Origin of the sequence: Pseudomonas sp. Leaf127 (genome assembly GCF_001423155.1) — a bacterium.
Classification (GTDB): Bacteria; Pseudomonadota; Gammaproteobacteria; order Pseudomonadales; family Pseudomonadaceae; genus Aquipseudomonas; species Aquipseudomonas ovata.
Genome location: NZ_LMOA01000012.1, coordinates 144,711 through 161,333, shown reverse-complemented (window position 1 = coordinate 161,333; position 16,623 = coordinate 144,711). Strand labels below are relative to the sequence as shown.

At 61.1% G+C, this 16,623-nt stretch carries 13 protein-coding genes; 10 read left to right on the top strand and 3 right to left on the bottom strand.

The window, feature by feature from the left end; all coding sequences use genetic code 11:
• Positions 1–68: 68 nt before the first annotated feature.
• The 4 genes from ASF84_RS08540 to ASF84_RS08525 all read left to right on the top strand — a co-directional run bounded on the left by ASF84_RS08540 (position 69) and on the right by ASF84_RS08525 (position 5,808).
• Positions 69–743, top strand: a complete 675-nt coding sequence (locus tag ASF84_RS08540) for a heavy metal response regulator transcription factor (RefSeq protein ID WP_056837202.1) — start codon at positions 69–71, stop codon at positions 741–743.
• Entirely contained in the window at positions 740–2,212 is a 1,473-nt protein-coding gene (locus tag ASF84_RS08535; RefSeq protein ID WP_082481454.1) for a heavy metal sensor histidine kinase, read from the top strand. Before ASF84_RS08540 ends, ASF84_RS08535 begins: the two co-directional genes overlap by 4 nt.
• Before the next feature lie 40 nt (positions 2,213–2,252).
• Positions 2,253–2,648 (top strand): DUF411 domain-containing protein, encoded by a 396-nt coding sequence (locus ASF84_RS08530; protein ID WP_056837963.1) that lies wholly within the window; start codon positions 2,253–2,255, stop codon positions 2,646–2,648.
• A gap of 463 nt (positions 2,649–3,111) precedes the next feature.
• Positions 3,112–5,808, top strand: a complete 2,697-nt coding sequence (locus ASF84_RS08525; protein ID WP_330219666.1) for a UvrD-helicase domain-containing protein — start codon at positions 3,112–3,114, stop codon at positions 5,806–5,808.
• 112 nt (positions 5,809–5,920) lie between these two features.
• Here the strand turns inward: ASF84_RS08525 and ASF84_RS08520 are convergent, their stop codons facing one another.
• Together ASF84_RS08520 and ASF84_RS08515 are read right to left on the bottom strand one after the other, a co-directional pair.
• Complete coding sequence (locus ASF84_RS08520; protein ID WP_056837198.1) at positions 5,921–7,282, bottom strand: heavy metal sensor histidine kinase; 1,362 nt, start codon at positions 7,280–7,282, stop codon at positions 5,921–5,923.
• Entirely contained in the window at positions 7,279–7,950 is a 672-nt protein-coding gene (locus tag ASF84_RS08515; protein ID WP_056837196.1) for a heavy metal response regulator transcription factor, read from the bottom strand. Before ASF84_RS08515 ends, ASF84_RS08520 begins: the two co-directional genes overlap by 4 nt.
• A gap of 146 nt (positions 7,951–8,096) precedes the next feature.
• Between ASF84_RS08515 and ASF84_RS08510 the strand changes: the two genes are divergently transcribed.
• Together ASF84_RS08510 and uraH are read left to right on the top strand one after the other, a co-directional pair.
• Positions 8,097–8,603 carry a GlcG/HbpS family heme-binding protein gene (locus ASF84_RS08510; protein WP_056837194.1) on the top strand — a complete coding sequence of 169 codons (507 nt, stop codon included), beginning with the start codon at positions 8,097–8,099 and terminating at the stop codon, positions 8,601–8,603.
• 13 nt (positions 8,604–8,616) lie between these two features.
• A complete protein-coding gene (uraH, locus tag ASF84_RS08505; protein ID WP_056837192.1) occupies positions 8,617–9,027 on the top strand; it encodes a hydroxyisourate hydrolase in 411 nt (136 codons plus the stop codon).
• Between the two features lie 93 nt (positions 9,028–9,120).
• Here the strand turns inward: uraH and ASF84_RS08500 are convergent, their stop codons facing one another.
• The gene (locus ASF84_RS08500) at positions 9,121–10,566 is read right to left on the bottom strand and encodes an MFS transporter (RefSeq protein ID WP_056837190.1); all 1,446 of its coding nucleotides are present in this window, start codon (positions 10,564–10,566) and stop codon (positions 9,121–9,123) included.
• Positions 10,567–10,756: 190 nt separating this feature from the next.
• On the opposite strand from ASF84_RS08500, the gene ASF84_RS08495 reads away from it, so the two are divergent.
• The 4 genes from ASF84_RS08495 (at position 10,757) to ASF84_RS08480 (ending at position 16,604) form a co-directional block, all read left to right on the top strand.
• A complete protein-coding gene (locus ASF84_RS08495) occupies positions 10,757–11,710 on the top strand; it encodes a toxin VasX (protein WP_056837188.1) in 954 nt (317 codons plus the stop codon).
• Positions 11,711–11,727: 17 nt separating this feature from the next.
• A partial coding sequence (locus tag ASF84_RS29655) for a hypothetical protein (RefSeq protein ID WP_236709394.1) occupies positions 11,728–14,226 on the top strand: 2,499 nt, incomplete at its 5' end.
• The gene (locus ASF84_RS08485) at positions 14,223–15,164 is read left to right on the top strand and encodes a DUF6708 domain-containing protein (RefSeq protein WP_056837186.1); all 942 of its coding nucleotides are present in this window, start codon (positions 14,223–14,225) and stop codon (positions 15,162–15,164) included. The genes ASF84_RS29655 and ASF84_RS08485, both read left to right, overlap by 4 nt.
• 285 nt (positions 15,165–15,449) lie before the next feature.
• Positions 15,450–16,604, top strand: a complete 1,155-nt coding sequence (locus ASF84_RS08480; RefSeq protein WP_056837184.1) for a mandelate racemase family protein — start codon at positions 15,450–15,452, stop codon at positions 16,602–16,604.
• Positions 16,605–16,623 lie beyond the last annotated feature (19 nt).

Here is a 16,623-nt window from a genome sequence, read left to right as displayed (position 1 = left end):
ACAATCGCGCCCGGTACAGCGCCTGAGACGCTTGCTGGCGGCGATACTCCCTGAACCTGGATCTTTCTATGCGCATTCTTGTTGTCGACGACGAGCCCAAGACGGCCGAATACATGCATCAGGGCCTGACCGAAAGCGGCTATGTGGTGGACATCGCCAGCACCGGCATCGATGGCCTGCACATGGCCTGCACGCAGGATTACGAACTGGTCATCCTGGATGTGAACCTGCCGCTGATGGAGGGCTGGGAAGTGCTGGCGGCGCTGCGCAAGGCGCGTCCGACGCGGGTGATGATGGTCACCGCACGCGGGCGGCTCGAAGAGCGGGTCAAGGGCCTGGACATGGGCGCCGACGATTACCTGGTCAAGCCGTTCGAGTTTCCCGAGCTGCTGGCCCGGGTGCGCACGCTGCTGCGGCGCAGCGAGCAACCGGGCACGCCCGAAGTGCTGAGCATTGCCGACCTGGAGCTGGATCACGGTCGGCACCGGGCCTTTCGCGCCGGCCGGCGCATCGACCTGACCACCAAGGAATTTGCCCTGCTGCACCTGCTGATGCGTCACAGCGGCGAGGTGCTGTCACGCACGCGCATCATTTCCCAGGTCTGGGACATGAACTTCGATTGCGACACCAACGTGGTCGAGGTCTCGATCCGCCGCCTGCGGGCCAAGATCGACGATCCGTTCGAGTGCAAGCTGATCCACACCCTGCGCGGCGTCGGCTATGTGCTGGAAGCACGCCCATGAGTGCCCCGCGCGGGTCGCTTCCGGTCACCGTGCGCCTTTCAACGCGCCTGGGCCTGACGGTCAGCGCACTGTGCGCCCTGCTGGTGCTGGGCATGACCACGCTGTCGTGTGTGACCATCTCGCGCCAGCTCGACCAGCGCGCCGAAAACGCGCTGAGCGACAAGCTCAGGCAGGTGCGCCACAGCCTGAGCGAAAGCACCTGGTCGGTCACCGACAGCCAGTTCAACTCGCACAGCCTGCGCGATCAGATCGTCGGCCATGACAACTTCACCCTGACCCTGCTCGATGCCAGTCCCCCGCACACGCGCCTGCTGGTCATCGGCCAGAACGAAAACACGCCGCTGCCCACCCTGAGCCTTACCGGCCAGGAACGCGAATTCGAGCGTATCAATGCCGCCCAGGGCCATGAGCTGCTGGTGACGTCCACACGGATAGCGCTGCCCAGCGGCCAACAGGTGCTGGCGGTGCTGGCCATGGACCGGCAGGACGACACCACGCTGCTGTTGGCCTATGTACAGTCCTCGCTGCTGGCGGTGCCGCTGATTCTGCTGCTGGTCGGTGGCGGTGCCTGGTGGGCGGTGCAGCGGGCACTGCGCCCGCTCAAGGCCTTTGGCAAGGTGGCCGGCAAAGTCTCGGCGCGCGACCTGTCGCAGCGCATGGTCGTCAGCGGCCTGCCCGATGAGCTGCAACAGCTGGCCCAGGCCATCAACATCATGCTGCAACGCCTGGACGATGATGTCCGCCAGTTGGCGCAATTCAGTGACGACCTGGCCCATGAGCTGCGTTCGCCGATGAACAACCTGATGGGCAAGGCCCAGGTGACGCTGTCCCGGGAACGCCCGGCCGGCGAGTACAAACAGGCGCTGGAGTCGTGCACCGAAGAACTGGAACGGCTGTCGCGCATGGTCGCGCAGATGCTGTTTCTGGCCAGCGTCAACCAGCCCTCGACGCCCCTGGCCAGCGAGCCGGTCAACCTGCGCGAAGAAGCCGACAGGGTGGTCGAGCTGTTCGACCTGCAAGCCGAAGACAAGACCATCGCTTTGTCCGTGAGCGGCAATGCCTGCACCCGCGGTGACCGGCTGATGATCCAGCGGGCCATCTCCAACCTGCTGTCCAACGCCATCCGCCACGCTCCGCCCGGCAGCCGCGTGACGCTGGACCTGATGCAGCAGGCCGGCCACGCGGTGCTGGCGCTGAGCAATCCGGGACCTGGCATCGCCGGCGAGCACCTGCCACGGCTGTTCGACCGGTTCTACCGCGTACACACCAGCCGCGCCCGGCACGAGGGCGGCACCGGCCTGGGCCTGGCCATCGTGCGCTCGATCATGACCGTGCACGACGGCCAGGTCGCGGTTGAAAGCGAACCCGATGGCCTGACCACCTTCCGCCTGATCTTCCCCCACGACGGCGCCCGCCTGTCACCCCTCCAACGAACGAGCAAGACCTATGCGATTCTCGAACCTCAATAAGCCCCTGCGTCCTGTACTGCTGGCACTGGCCGCCGGCTGGATGAGCCAGACCCTGGCCGCCCCGGTCATCGATGTGCACCGCGACGCGAACTGTGGTTGCTGCAGCAAATGGATCAGCTACCTGGAAAGCAATGGCTTTACCGTCAACGACCATGTCGAGACCGACATGGCGGCGGTCAAGCAGCGCCTGGGGGTGCCGGCGGGCATGGGCTCGTGCCACACCGGCGTGATCAACGGACAATTCGTCGAAGGCCATGTGCCAGTGCAGCCGATCCTCGACCTGAACAAGCGCCCGGAACTGATCGGCATCGCCGTGCCGGGCATGCCGGTCGGCTCGCCGGGCATGGAGCACGGCGAGCGCCAGGACGCCTATCAGGTGATCGGCGTCGATGGCGCAGGCGCACGGGTGGTGGTGGCCGATTATCCGCAGCGTTGAGAAAGCGTCCACCGCCTGCCAAGCCCTACCCGCGCAACCGGCTCCACTCTTATTGATCAACACACCCTGAATAAACAGTCGTCTGATACTGTTTATTCAGGGGCACGGCTGTTTTGGCTGTGAGGGCACCGTCTCTTATAAACGAATCATCACGATGATCGTGTGCCCGCCCTTTAGCCTTTTGTCAGGCGCCCTGTGTAGCTATTGATAATAGTCCGCCGCTTTATCAATAGGCCATTATTGGGTAGTATCCTTGCGTCTTACCGCAAGCCCGAAAGCCATTATCCGATTCCTGGCTCTTTCTGCTCTGCCCTCCCCGTACCAGACACCCCAGTCGCCCCCCACACCTCAACCCCCAAGGCATAATTTCCGGATGACGCATTCATGGTCCCCGTCCCTTTGGGGTCGGCGCATAACTCGTTCTTCGCCCTGGCAATTAACACTGATCGAAGAACAACTCGATTTGATCGTCAATGAACAACGCTACGCGATTGTCATTGATGAACGCTTGCCGCCGCTGATCAATAAGGGGCTGCTTTGGAGTGAAGTAATCCTGCCGGGAATTACCCTGAACGGATTACCCAATGCCCAGGCCAGGTCATTGCAGGCGGCGATTGATGAAGTGGTGGTCAAACAACGCGAGCGCCAGACCGTCGAGCGTTTCAATCAAGCCTATGTACAGATCAAGCACTGGTTGACCGTCGTTTCCCAACAACTGGCCAGTGCGGCCGGCGAACGGCGCTGGATCACTCAGGAACACCAGCAGACCCTGCTGGACAGTCGACCGCTGCTGCCGTTACCGGACGACACGTTGTGGGCGCTGTTCAGAACGTCATCCGTCCAGGATCACTGGGCCGTCAATGGCCTTGTCGAGACCGTCGAGCAGGACCTGAACGCCTGGCAAGCCGACTGGCCGGCCACCTGGCACGCGTTGAACGAACAACATACCCGCCAGGAACTGGCAGCCTGCAAGCACCTGTTCGATCACGTCGAGAAAAAGCCGCTGACCGAAGAACAGGCGCGTGCCGTGATCTGCTTCGACAACCGGGTCCAGGTGGTGGCCGCCGCCGGCTCCGGCAAGACCTCGACCATGATCGCCAAGGCGGCCTATGCCATTGATCGTGGCTTGATGCTGCCTGGGCAGATCGTGCTGCTGGCCTTCAACAAGCAGGCCGCCGATGAATTGAAAATGCGCGCAGCACAGTCATTCAAACGCTTGGGGATGGACGATACCCAGGTCGAAGCCTCGACCTTTCATGCCTTGGGCCTGCACATCATCGGCCAGGCGACCGGACGCAAACCGGACATCCCGACTTGGGCTGTGGACGCGCAAAGCGGTCTGCGCAAACTGACCGGACTGATCGAGCAGCTCAAGTCTGATTCACTGCTGTTTCGGGTCAAATGGGACATGTTCCGCCTGGTGTTTGGCCGGCACCTGGCCAACTTCGGCGATGACGCCCCGGCCGATGCCTGGAATGCCAGTGGCCAGGGCCTGATCACCACCCAGAACGGCGAGCGGGTGCGCAGCCAGGAAGAGTGCATGATCGCCAACTGGCTGTTCTATAACGGTGTTGAATATGAGTACGAACGCAACTATGTGATCGATACCGCCAGCGCCGACCATCGCCAGTACAAGCCTGATTTCTATTACCCGGCGATCGATCTGTATCACGAACACCTGGCGCTGGATGCCAATGGCCAGCCGCCGCCGCATTTCGACGGTTATCTGGAGGGCGTGATCTGGAAGCGCCAGTTGCATCAGGAGCAAGGCACCGACCTGATCGAAACCACTTCCTGGCAGTTGCGCAACCAGGACTGGATGGCGGACCTGAGCCTGGCCCTGACCCAGCGCGGCATCAAGCTCAAGCCGGACCCTGAACGCCCCACCCCGGCCAACGGCCAACCGCCGCTGCAAAGCACCGAACTGGTGGTGCTGCTGCGCACGTTCATCAGTCATGCCAAGAGCAACGGGCTTGATGCCCAGGCAATGGCCGAGCGGCTGGACGCACTGCCGGGCGTTTTTTTCAAGCTGCGCTATCGCTTGTTCCTGCAACTGGTCGAGCCGGTCTTGCAGGCCTGGGACCAGGCGCTGGCGGCCGAACACAGCATCGATTTCGAAGACATGCTCAACCTGGCCGCCGAGCACCTGGAGCAGGAGCGCTACGACGCAGGCTTTACCCTGGTGCTGGCTGATGAATTCCAGGACGCCTCCCGTGCCCGCGCCCGACTGTGCCGTGCCCTGGTGCAACAGCCGGGGCGGCATCTGTTTGCCGTGGGCGATGACTGGCAGTCGATCAACCGCTTTGCCGGCGCCGACGTCTCGGTGATGACCGGCTTTGCCGAGTGGTTCGGCCACGGCCAGGTGCTGAAGCTGGAGCGCACCTTTCGTTGCCCGCAGGCGCTGTGTGATGTTTCCAGCGGTTTTGTCAGCAAGAACCCGGCGCAGCTCGACAAGCAGGTACGCTCGGAGACGCCCGCGCACGGCCCGGTGCTGCAAGGGTTGCAAGTCAAACACCGCGAGGAACTGAGAGACGCCATCAATGGGTTCCTGCAACGGCTGTATCAGGACCTTGGTGCGGCCAATGACAAGGCTTCGGTGGTGATCCTGGGCCGCTATAACGCTGATCAGGTGTACATGCCCGAGCACTGGCAGGCCCGCTACGGCCAGCGCATCGAGTTGTCGTTCATGACCATCCACCGGTCCAAGGGCAGCGAAGCCGACTATGTGATCCTGCCGGCCATGATCAGCCACGCCCGCCGCCTGAGCTTTCCCAACACCCGCAGCGAGGACCCGGTGCTGAGCATGGCCATGCCCGGCGCCGACGACTTCCCGCAGGGCGAGGAACGCCGGCTGTTCTACGTGGCCCTGACCCGCGCCCGGCGCAGCGTGACGCTGTTCACCGTGCAGGGCATGCGCTCGGTGTTCGTCCAGGAACTGGTCAGGGACCAGGTCTTGACGATCACCGACATCGAGGGCCAGGTCATTGATGACATTTCCTGCCCGGCCTGCGGGCAAGGCGCAATCGTCACCCGCACCGGGCGTTATGGCGACTTCAAGGCCTGCTCCAACTACCCGGCGTGCGAATACAAACCAGGAAAGAACCGCTCAGGGGGCGGTAACCTGATCGGGCCTCCTGGCGGGCTGGTACCAGCACGTTGACCACCTGAACGCAGCCGCACCCCGTGGGAGGCGGCTTGTCGGTGCCCGCTTGTCGGCACCCGCTTGTCGGCGCCCGCTTGCCGACGATGACGGACAGACAGCGGCAACGTCTTCAGTCCGGAAAAACCAGCGTAAAGACCGTGCCTGAAGGGTCGCTGGTCACACTGACCGTTCCACCATGGGCCTGCATGATCGAGCGAACGATGGCCAGTCCCAGCCCACCGGAGTCATCGGGCTGATTGCGGGAAGGGTCACACCGATAAAACCGCTCGAACAAGTGCGGCAGGTGTTCGCCTGCAATCTCGTCACCCTGGTTGTGCACGCTGATTTCCAGCCTGCCCCCGGTGCTCAGGGTGCTGATCGTCACCGACGTGTCAGGGGCGGCGTAACGCAGCGCATTGGCCAGCAGATTCGCCAGCGCCCGGCGCAGCAACTGCGCGTCAGCGTTCAGCGTGCCGCGGGCCCTGTTGATCAGTGCAATGCCGCGCTCCTCGCCCATGCCTTCGAAATATTCGCAGAGCTGGCCGGCCAGTGCCTGCAGATCGACAGATTCGCGCCTGATCGACGCATTGGGCTGCTCGGTGCGTGCAAGAAACAACATGCTGTCGATCATTCGAGCCAGGCGCTCGTACTCTTCCTGATTGGACACCAGCAGATTCTGGTAGTCCTCAGTCGAGCGCGTGCGCCCCAGCGCCTGTTGGGTCTGCCCCATCAAGTTGCTCAGGGGCGTACGCATTTCGTGCGCAAGGTCTTCGCAGAAGCGTGAAAGCTGGGCGAACCCCTGCTCCAGACGGCCAAGCATTTGATTGAGGGCATGGCTCAAAGCGCTCAGCTCGCTGAGTTGCCCGGACGGCTGCAGACGCACATGCAGGTGCTGCACATCAATGGTGGCGGCGCGTGTTGCCAGTTGACGCACAGGCTTGAGCCCGCGCTGGCTGACCAGCCAGCCGAACAGAAACGCCAACAAGGTCCCGATTGTCACCGCCATCAAGACTTTCCAGCGATAGGCGCTGAGCATCTGCTCGCGTTCAGTGAGGTCCTTGCCGGCAATCAGGGTCAGACGACGATCAGCACTGGAAAGACTGACCCAGGCAAAACGCAACGCGGGATTATCGGGGCTGTCTGCCAGACTGGGCACGGACGATGCCGGCAGGCTTGGCAATGGCAGCGCCAGCGGGTTTATTTCGATCAGCATCTGCCCGCTGCTGTCGATGATCCAGAGCATGTTATCGCGGTTGCCCAGCATGTTTTCGTACAACCGCGGGCGCGAGCGCAGCGCATCGATACTCGGGCTGTCGCCGATCAAGGCCTGCATGTGCTGCAGGCGCCCCAGCAGCGCCTGGTCGTCGCGCCAGGCAATTTCGCGCTGCAGGGAGTGATACAGATAGACCCCTGCAGCCCCCAGGAGCAGCACGCTGACCAGGGCGAACATCAATGCCAGGCGCAGGCTGAGCCGGCGTGGCCACAGGTTCATGGTTGAGCATCCAGCCTGTAGCCCATGCCGCGCACGGTGTGAATCAGCTTGAGCGGATAAGGGTCATCGACCTTCGCCCGCAAACGGCGAATGGCGACGTCCACGACGTTGGTATCACTGTCGAAATTCATCTGCCAGACATGCGATGCGATCAGCGTACGTGACAGCACCTCACCTTCGCGGCAGAGCAACAGATGCAGCAACGCAAACTCCTTGTTGGTCAGGGTCAGGCGCTCGCCACTGCGGGTGACCTTGCGCTTGAGCAAATCCACATGCAGGTCGGCAACCTGAAACTGCTCGACTTCTCTGGGCGGACCGCGACGCAGCAGCGTGCGCACGCGCGCGAGCAACTCCGCATAAGAGAACGGCTTGACCAGATAGTCATCCGCCCCGAGCTCGAGCCCTTTGACCCGGTCTTCGATGGCATCGCGCGCCGTCAGGAACAGCACCGGCGTCTGCCACTTGCGGCGGATGATCTGCAGCAGTTGCCAGCCGTCCAGCCCAGGCAACATGACATCCAGGATGATCAGGTCAAATTCGCACTCCTGCACCCAATGTTGACCATCCAGCCCATTCAAGGCGACTTCAACTTGATAGCCGGACTCACTCAACCCTTTACGCAGATAATCCGCCGCCTTCGCTTCATCTTCGACAACCAGGATACGCATCTCGTCCTCCAGCACAGGGGCGTAGTCTAGGCTTATAGACAGTGTCGCCCCATTACAAATTGGTAATCCTCTCGCAATCTGTCTGAGCGCAACGCTTATGCAGTATGGCCGCCAACAGCTCGACCGAGCTTTGAACGGGAGGATCCATGCACATCGCAAGAAGCTTCACCACCTCACTCCTTGCCCTGGCGATCGGTTCAAGTACCGCGTGGGCCGACACGGCAAAAGTGGCCCAACGTGCGGATGTCACCCTGGCCATGGCCAACCAGCTACTGGACGCCACATTGGCCGCCTGCCATGCCGATGGCCGTACCGCAGTCGCAGCCGTGGTGGACCGCGCCGGCAATCTGGTCGCCGTACAACGCGATGACAATGTCGGGCCACACAACACCGTAGCGGCACAACGCAAGGCCTTTACCGCACTTTCGACCAAGACCGCGACCGGCCTGCTGGCTGAGCGTGCCCGCAGCAACCCCGAAGCTGAAAACCTCAATACGCTCGCTGAACTGTTGCTGCTGGGCGGTGGCGTACCGCTGAAGGCAGGCGACCAGGTCATCGGGGCCGTCGGCGTTGCCGGGGCCGGCGGGGGGCAGATCGATGAAGGCTGCGCGCTCAAGGCGATCGCCCAGGTTTTACCCACTTCCCTCAACTGATCAGGAGATCATCATGACTGTATTGAAAACCCTCGTTGCCGGCGCCGTGTTGAGCCTGCTGTCTTCTGCGGTCTTTGCCGCGACCAACCCTCTGAGCGTGCATGTGCTGAATTTACAGGACGGCCTGCCATCGCCTGGCGTGAGCGTGACACTCGAAAAACAGGACGGCCAGGACTGGAGCAAGCTGAGCACTGCCGTGACCAACGAACAGGGCCGTGTGCCTGCACTTTATCCGCAAGACAAGGTGCTGGAAAAAGGCATCTATCGGGTCACGTTCAAGACAGGTGACTGGTTCAAGAAACATCAATCGGCCACCTTCTTTCCCGAAGTCCCGGTGATTTTCGAAGCCGACGGCAGTGTGCCCCACTACCATATTCCGCTGCTGCTCAGCCCCTATGGCTTCTCGACTTACCGCGGCAACTGAGTCATTGATTGGCGTTACCTCGCTCGGCGCGGCAAGTGGGAAACGGCTTGCCGGCGCCGGCGGCCTTGTTGACGTCGCCACTCTCCAGATCCTCTACGGCACCTGCGACAGCGGCCGCGCCACTTGCTCCAGCGACTTGCGCTCGGCCGCCACACCCCACACCGCCTGCACCAGCGCGGCCATGATCATCAGGGCCGCGCCGATCAGGTAGCCGATGAATACGTTGAAGCGCTCGCCGCTTTCGATCAACTGGCCAAACAGGGTCGGGCCGACGATGCCGCCCAGTCCGGTGCCGAAGGCGTAGAACACGGCGATGGCCAGGGCACGGATTTCCAGCGGGAACGTTTCGGCCACAGTCAGGTAGGCCGAACTGGCCGCCGCCGAGGCAAAGAAGAAAATCACCATCCAGGCCAGCGTTTGCTCGATCACATCCAGCAGTCCTTGAGCGAACAGCCAGCCGCTGATGGCCAGCAGCACACCGGAGATAAAGTATGTGGCACTGATCATGACCCGCCGCCCGACCACATCGAACAGCCGCCCCAGCAACAACGGGCCACAGAAATTGCCCAGCGCGAACGGCAACACGTACCAGCCGATGTGCGCCGAGGGCACATTGTAGAAGTCGGTCAGCACCAACGCGTAAGTGAAGAAAATCGCGTTGTAGAAAAACGCCTGGGCGGTCAGCAGGCTCATGCCGACCACCGCACGCCGGCGATGGACCACGAACAGGCTGGTGAACACCTCACGCAGTGGCGTATGGTCGCGGGCCTGCAGGCGCAGCGGCGGTCCCTCGACCGGCGGCAAGGCGATGCCGCGCTCAAGGTAGTGGCGCTCGATGCCCTCGACGATGCGCCGGGCTTCGTCGGGCTGGTTGTGGATCAGCAGCCAGCGCGGGCTTTCCGGGATCCACAGGCGCATCAGCATGATCACCAGACCCAGCGCCGCACCGATGCCAAAGCACAGGCGCCAGCCGGTTTCACTGCCGACAAAGTCCGGGTCCAGCAACACGATCGACCCCACCGCGCCCAAGGCGGCCCCGACCCAGAAGGTGCCGTTGATGGTCAGGTCGACCCAGCCGCGAAAGCGCGCCGGGGTGAACTCCTGAATGGTCGAGTTGATGGCCGTGTACTCGCCGCCGATGCCGGCGCCCGTGAGAAAGCGAAACAGCAGAAAGCTCCACAGGTTCCAGGAAAGCGCGGTGGCGGCGGTGGCGGCGATGTACACGAACAGGGTGATGAAAAACAGCTTGCGCCGCCCCAGGCGGTCGGTCAGCCAGCCGAAGAACAACGCGCCCAGCACCGCCCCGGCAATATAGGCCGCGCCCGCCAGGCCGATATCGGCATTGCTCATCTGCAGCACCGGGCTGTCCTTGAGCGCCCCGGACACAGACCCGGCCAGGGTCACCTCCAGGCCGTCGAGCAGCCAGGTAATCCCCAGGGCAAACACCAGCAGGGTATGGAAGCGACTCCACGGCAGGCGGTCCAGACGGGCCGGCAGATCGGTGTCGAAGGTGCGCGCATGATGCGGTTCCGGGGTCATGGTGACAGTCCTTTGCAAAGCCGGATCGGCAATTCGTAAGACCCCTCGAAAACGCGTTCCTCTTTTTCCGAGTATTTTTTCTGTTGCCCTATCACGCGCAATTCCTACAAGCACAGCAGAAATGCCCGGCTTTTTCAGGCCGGGTCAAGGGCTAGCCTGCCAGGTCTTCATTCTTGACCTGGAACACTGCATGAGCACCGACCCAAGCGAAACCGCCCTGCTCAACCTGTGCAATGCCGAGCGCGCGGCCAGGGAGCAGCCCCATGAAGACATCGACAGCCCGGTGGCCGCCTGCCCAGCCAGGCAAGACACAATCTTCGTGGTGCCGGTGCGTTACGCCCTGGCCGAACAGGCCGCCAGCCAACCGGCCTGCCAGCCGGGCGTCGACCCCAGATCCCACGCCATGGCCACCCGCCGGTTACGCGCCGGCTACCTCTACCTGTGGCAGGGCAACGGCCCGCTGCAACGCTTTGGCGTGTGCCCGGAAGGCAGGCTGGACCCGGACCCTCTGGATGGCGATGACACGCTGATCCAGCGCGGCACCCTGACCGGTCTGGTCCTGAACAAACACCAGCCGGCCTGGCTGATGTACACCGAATACCCCCTCGACCTGCAACGCTGCGCGGAACTTGCCCAACCGGCCACCCGGCAAAGACGCATGCGCCTGATCGACCTGCCGCAGGTCGCCAATCATTTGCAGGCCCCCCATTGCCCGCCGCTGCGAGACGCCGAGAAAGTCATCGCTGAACTAATGCCGGAAACCTTCAGCCGGGGGGCGGCCAGCGAACATCAACGTCGTGGCGAGGCCGAGCGCCGCAAGGCCGAACAACTGTACGACACGATGGTCAAGCACCACACGGTTGAAACCGCCAGGGCCTACACCGCTGCCATGAACCGGATCAGCACACGCGAGGACATCCTCGCCAGGTATCCCGACGCCGACAAAGACCGCCCTGCCCCCGGCCAGTGGAGCGCCCACCCCTGGAATGCCCTGACCACCTACCATTGGCTGCGAGCGGCGAGGCAGGAAGCAAAAGAGCTGTGGGCGGTACTCGCCTGCCTGGACGATGACCTGGGCGTGCTGCGCGACATCGATCACGAACAGGATCATCTGGAAATCAGCCATCAGCAGTGGATCGGGTAAGCCAAGGCTTCGAGCGNACCACCTACCATTGGCTGCGAGCGGCGAGGCAGGAAGCAAAAGAGCTGTGGGCGGTACTCGCCTGCCTGGACGATGACCTGGGCGTGCTGCGCGACATTGATCACGAACAGGATCATCTGGAAATCAGCCATCAGCAGTGGATCGGTGACAACCAGATCCGCCTGACGGTGGGCGGGTTCATTCGCAGCCTGTTGACCGAAGACGGGGCGGAGGTGGCGAACCTGATCAACTACAGGTATATGGAGCGCAACCTCGGGCTTACACCGGAACAGGGCGAGATCCTTCTGCAAATCAATCCCGAGGTCGAACCCCTGCGCCTTGAAGAGGCTCGACTGGCACATGCCGACATCGTGCAGCTCACACCCGAGGGCAAGAAACAGCTGGCCGATGTCAGGGAGCAGATCAGGCAGTTGCAGTTACCGATGGCGGACTTTATCGATAGCGAACTGCATGACGCAGTGGACATCGAGGTTCGTCGCTACCGAAAACAGAAAGACTACAACCAGCGAAAAGGCAAGTTCAGCGGCAGGATCGACGAAAACATCGACCTGCCGGCCATGAACACCTGGCTGGACGAAACGGCACCGGCGCATTACCAGCATGTCGAAGCCCGCCATGCTCTGCTGTATGCCGACCGCGCCCTGTTTCTACCACGCCATGACAGCGGCACCTGGTTCGTCAATTATGACGATGCCGCACATCGTCTCTGGCTCGACGAACTGGCAAAAAGCTGCCTGACCGCCCAATGCCTGTACAGCCAGGGCGCCGAGCAATATGCCGACTACGTACGCAGTGCCGACAAGGGCGCCTTGCGACAACTGTTCTACTCCTGGAGTCCGACCCTGGAAGCAGCGCTCAATACCGAAACCCGCTTGGGCGAAGTATTGGCGGCGCTGAGCGACGAGAACATGAGCAACACCCGGGCTGGCCTGTCCAGAGCACTGGGTGAGACCGCCAGCCCAGTGCTGGCCCATATGCAGGTCATGACCAGGGACAGTCAATGGACAGCGATGGTCAACCGGCTCAGTCCGGCGGTGATACTGCTTCGAGACAAAGTGGATCGACTGAGCAAACCCTGGATCGGGATGATGGTTTTTGTGAGGACCAATGCGCAGATCGGCTTCAAGTGGACGACCGACCAGAACTTCCGCGTATTCCAGGCCTTTGGCAAAGGCGTTGCCGAACTGGAACAATGGGCGAGAAGCACCGCCCTGGCCATCAGCAAAGGGCATACGGCCAATATCCTCAACAGCAAGGCGGTGCAGAACAGCGGCGGCCTTACCCCGCTGCTTGTGCTGGTGCTCAATACCTGGAATGCCAGTCGGTATATAAGTCAGGTGTCGGCTGTAGAACAGGCGGACAAACAGCGTCTCTACGAGGTTATCTCTGCGGTCTTGTATACGGCAGCGGCGCTGATGGCGGTGGTGGACAGTGGGGTACGGAAAGGGGCTGGATTATCGCAATTTGAATTACGTAAGACACAAGTTCCTCTTGCGCCATTATTCGGCAGCCTCATCGGCTCTTTATCATTTGGGGCGGCAGCCACTGAGTTCGCCTCATTACAAAAACAACTTGAAAGTCCATATAACTCGGTAGACCCCTGGTTAAAAGCCCGAAAACATATCGTCATTGGACAGATGATCGCCTATGCGATCCAGGCCATCGCGGGATTCGGCTATACCTCGGCAGCCTTGACAGGCGTCATGTCCGCCAGCGCTGCAACTGCAGGCTACCTTGCAGTTATGGCCAGACTGGGTTGGGTTATCGCCATCCTGGGCGGCCTTTACTTAATGGTCTGGTTCTTTCAAAAAAACCCCTTGCCCATTTTTTTGTACCATTGCTGCTGGTCAAAACAGAGAGCCCGCGATCTTTCAACCATTGCTTTGGCATCACAACGGCAGGAAATGCAGCAGCTACTGACACTCCTTTATTCGCCGCGAATCAGCTTCACGAAAAAAATCGAAAACCCCGACTCAGACAAGATCTTTTACTTCCAGGATCAGCACGCTATCGAAACGCTGAGCATCGATTTACCCGGCGCAACCCCCAATAACGTAAGACTGGACGTTTCCCTGATGGGCGACCCGATCGACCATGAAGCCTGGAGGCTGCGTCGTAGCCAGCCTGGGCTGCATACACCGCCTAGATGGATGCGCGACATGGGTGCTCACTGGCTGAATAACAGCCACTGCGAATGGATTCCTCCAGAAGAGGGTCAGGGTCTGCGTCTAAGCGGAAAATTCGAGCCAGTGACGGTCAAGCTGGCTTCGCTGCCACAAACACTCTCGTTGCGCGTGAAATACAGCTCCCCTCTGACCTCCCTGTTGCAGATAAACCAGTTTATCGGCGGCGAACACGGCCTGGCTTTCACGATTACAGCCAATGGCGGCGTGATTGCGCTACGCGATACCGAGGCACCCAGCCTGAATCAGGCAACCGAACACAGATTGGGTGATCAGCAATGCTCACGTTTTCTGCAACCGAAGGTCAAAAAATGAGTAGGCCTCCTGCAGGATCTTCCAAGAAAACAATGTTCTCTCAAGATGATTATCTGGCCCCCCTTCCTCTGCCCACCGGACAAAAACCCAGTGATTGCCTCAATATCATATGGCGTAAAAACGATACCTTTCTGGATATCAGTCATTACAGCATTGGCTCGGCGGTCGCTCTTGCCTGGTTTCAAATAACGTTTTTCCTTGCACTTACATTCACGCTTAATCACTTCGCCCCCCTGGCGGTTTGGCCAATGTTATTGCTTGGCTCCGTCATGGTCGGCATGTTCATTCTGTTCCTGATTCTTATCCTCACACGCCCCGCCCCGCTTCCCATGCGTTTCAACCGTCAACGTCGCGAAGTCTGTTATCTGCACAAAAACGGCGCGTACTGGATCGTGCCCTGGGAGAGTGTCATTGCGACTGCCTCCCAGGTTTCGAGCACAAGCCAGGGCGGACGCATCACTCAAGGCGTGCTGATCATCAGCCTGGAAAATCCTGATCCAGAGGCAGTCGATAACACCCCGGATGTCACATTGAGCTTTAACTGCGGCGGCGGCGAAACCGCCATGGCCCTGTGGGAGTGCGTACGCACCTACATGGAAGTCGGCCCTGATGCCATCACTGACAACACCAGCAGGTTCACTCGAACCAAAGGCATTCTGGCCAGTTATCTTGATGATCTTCGCGATGCCGCCAAACGCAAGGGCTGGTTCATGACCCTGCTGTGGGACGGATTTTTCGGCGTGTTCGTTTTCAACACATTGCTGGCCGACCTGCTGGAACGCAAGAAACTCTACCCACTCCCCGATCTCGACCACCCCGACATCATCGAATGGTCCAAACCCCTGCCGCCCGAACAATGGGCCAAGCCCTCTGCCGAGCTGCAGGCTGCCTTGGCCAGGCTGCAGGCCGCCGCTGATCCCGCCCGCCCCGCCCTCTGAATCGTCCGTCAGGCCAGCCGGCCTGGCGGCATATCAACAACAGGCCTGATCGGTAGACAGCTATCAAGGCCCCTCACCTTGAGAAGTATGACGTCTCGAAAAAAACTCATCTCATCTCGCCCTAAAAACCAGAAAACCCTGTAAACACTCAGATAAAAACAAAATAACCTCAAAAAGTCGTCACACCACCTCTTGACATCATCGTACAACAGGGCAAATAATCGCCACCAAGTCGTATGACGACATACCGATAAAGCCCGAATAATTACAAGATTGCAGGCCCCCATGAAAATCACCCGCATCAATGTCGAGGTCTTCACCTACCCCACCCGACGCGCCGTCGACAGCGCCGGTCACGCTCACCCCGGCGAAGAGCGTCCGGTCAGACACGCCATGCTGCGCATCGGCTGCGATGATGGCAGCGAAGGCTTTGCCTTCGGCCCGCCCGAGCTGATTCGTCCGCATATCATCGAGTCCTTCGTCAAGAAGGTGCTGATCGGCCAGAACCCCATGAACCGCGAGAAGATCTGGCAGGAGCTGGCCCACTGGCAGCGTGGCAGCGCCAGCCAGCTCACCGACCGCGCCCTGGCGCTGGTCGAGCAGGCGCTCTGGGACCTGGCCGGTCGCGCCCTGAAGCAGCCGGTGCACAAGTTGCTCGGCGGCTACCGCGACAAAGTGCTGGCCTACGGTTCGACCATGTGCGGCGATGACCTGCCGGGCGGGCTGTCGACCCCGGATGAGTTCGGCCAGTTTGCCGAAAAACTGGTGCAGCGCGGCTACAAGGCAATCAAGCTGCACACCTGGATGCCGCCGATCTCCTTCGCCCCCAACCCGCGCATGGACGTGCAGGCCTGCGCGGCGGTGCGTGAAGCGGTCGGTCCCGACATCGCGCTGATGCTCGACGGCTATCACTGGTACAGCCGGGTCGATGCGCTGTACATCGGCCGGGAGCTGGAAAAGCTCGATTTCGCCTGGTTCGAAGAACCGATGATGGAAGAGTCCACCGAGTCCTATGCCTGGCTGGCCGCCAATCTGGACATCCCGGTGCTGGGCCCGGAAACCGTCGCCGGCAAATACCACAGCCGTGCCAGTTGGGTCACCAACAAGGCGTGCGATATTCTGCGTGCCGGTGTGGCCGGGGTCGGTGGTATCGGCCCGTGCCTGAAAGTGGCGCACCTGGCCGAATCGTTCGGCATGGATTGTGAAGTTCACGGCAACGGCGCCGCGAACCTCAACGTGGTCGGCGCCATCAGCAACTGCCGCTGGTACGAGCGCGGCCTGCTGCACCCGTTCCTGGAGTACGACGACGTACCGGCCTACCTCAATACCCTGGTCGACCCGATGGACAGCGAAGGCTATGTGCACCTGAGCCAGCAGCCAGGCCTGGGTGAGGACATCAACTTCAGCTATATCGAGACGCATACCGTAGAGCGCTATTAAACCCGGCTTCAGCCGGGCG

Coding starts and splice junctions, on each gene's coding strand:
- ASF84_RS08540 (WP_056837202.1), top strand. CDS start 69: ATGCGCATTCTTGTTGTCGACGACGAGCCCAAGACGGCCGAATACATG.
- ASF84_RS08535 (WP_082481454.1), top strand. CDS start 740: ATGAGTGCCCCGCGCGGGTCGCTTCCGGTCACCGTGCGCCTTTCAACG.
- ASF84_RS08530 (WP_056837963.1), top strand. CDS start 2,253: ATGAGCCAGACCCTGGCCGCCCCGGTCATCGATGTGCACCGCGACGCG.
- ASF84_RS08520 (WP_056837198.1), bottom strand. CDS start 7,282: ATGAACCTGTGGCCACGCCGGCTCAGCCTGCGCCTGGCATTGATGTTC.
- ASF84_RS08515 (WP_056837196.1), bottom strand. CDS start 7,950: ATGCGTATCCTGGTTGTCGAAGATGAAGCGAAGGCGGCGGATTATCTG.
- ASF84_RS08510 (WP_056837194.1), top strand. CDS start 8,097: ATGCACATCGCAAGAAGCTTCACCACCTCACTCCTTGCCCTGGCGATC.
- uraH (WP_056837192.1), top strand. CDS start 8,617: ATGACTGTATTGAAAACCCTCGTTGCCGGCGCCGTGTTGAGCCTGCTG.
- ASF84_RS08500 (WP_056837190.1), bottom strand. CDS start 10,566: ATGACCCCGGAACCGCATCATGCGCGCACCTTCGACACCGATCTGCCG.
- ASF84_RS08495 (WP_056837188.1), top strand. CDS start 10,757: ATGAGCACCGACCCAAGCGAAACCGCCCTGCTCAACCTGTGCAATGCC.
- ASF84_RS08485 (WP_056837186.1), top strand. CDS start 14,223: ATGAGTAGGCCTCCTGCAGGATCTTCCAAGAAAACAATGTTCTCTCAA.
- ASF84_RS08480 (WP_056837184.1), top strand. CDS start 15,450: ATGAAAATCACCCGCATCAATGTCGAGGTCTTCACCTACCCCACCCGA.